Annotated in this window: 1 protein-coding gene; it reads left to right on the forward strand. The window is 77.5% G+C overall.

Annotation, left to right across the window (positions count from 1 at the left end; translation table 11 throughout):
• A partial coding sequence (locus G6556_RS18940) for an acyltransferase family protein (protein WP_166944722.1) occupies nt 1-988 on the forward strand: 988 nt, incomplete at both ends.

Consider the following 988-nt stretch of genomic DNA (forward strand, 5'->3'; position numbering starts at 1 on the left):
CCCGGCCCCGGCGGGACCCGTTCGTCGACGGCGTGCGCGCCGTCGGCATCCTGCTCGTCGTCGCCCTGCACTGGCTCATGGTCGAGGCGACGTGGGACGGCGAGACCCTCGCCGTGGGGAACGCGCTGGCGCACGGCGACGCGTGGCTGCTGACCTGGCTCCAGCCGCTGCCGCTGCTGTTCTTCGCCGCCGGTGCCGCCGCGCGGTACGACGTGGACCGGCACCCCGGGGAGCCCGGCTGGCGGTTCGCAGGCGTCCGGCTGCTGCGCATGGCGCGGCCGGTCGCGGTGTTCGTCGGGGTCTGGGCGCTGCTCGTCGCGGCGCTGCCGTGGCTCGGCGTGCCGGAGGCGGCGGTCGACCGGGTGGCGCGCATCGTGCCGCAACCCCTGTGGTTCCTGGGCGTGCAGATCGGCCTGCTCGCGCTCACGCCCCTGCTGCTGCGCGCCCTGCGCCGGTGGGGCACCGCGCGGGTGCTGGTCGTCGCGGCGGCGCTGCCGCTGGTCGTGGACCTGCTCCGGTTCTCGGACGAGGTGGCGCTGCCCGGCGCGCCGAACGTGCTGCTCGTCTGGGTGGTGCCGTACCTCGGCGGCCTGGTGTACGCCGCGCGCCGGCTCTCGACCCCGCAGGAGGTGGCCGCCCGCGACCTGGTCCCCGAGCGCACCGCGCTGGCGCTGCTCGCGCTCGGCGGGCTCGCGGTCACGGTGCTGCTGCTCGCGGTCGGCCCCTACCCGCGGTCGCTCATCGGCATGCCCGGCGACGCGATCTCGAACCTCGCCCCGCCGACCGCCCCGGTGGTGGGCTTCGCGGTGGCGCAGGTGGCGGCGGCGCTGCTCGTGCGGGACGCCGTCGCCCGGTGGGCCGCCGGGTCGCGGCTGGTGCACTGGGCCGGTGCCCGCTCGATGGGGCTGTACCTGTGGCACCTGACGGCGATGTTCGCGGTCTCGGGGGCCGTGCTGCTCGGGGCGGGGGAGGCGCTGCCGCAGCCGTG

It is taken from the genome of Cellulomonas sp. IC4_254 (assembly GCF_011603975.1).
GTDB lineage: Bacteria > Actinomycetota > Actinomycetes > Actinomycetales > Cellulomonadaceae > Cellulomonas.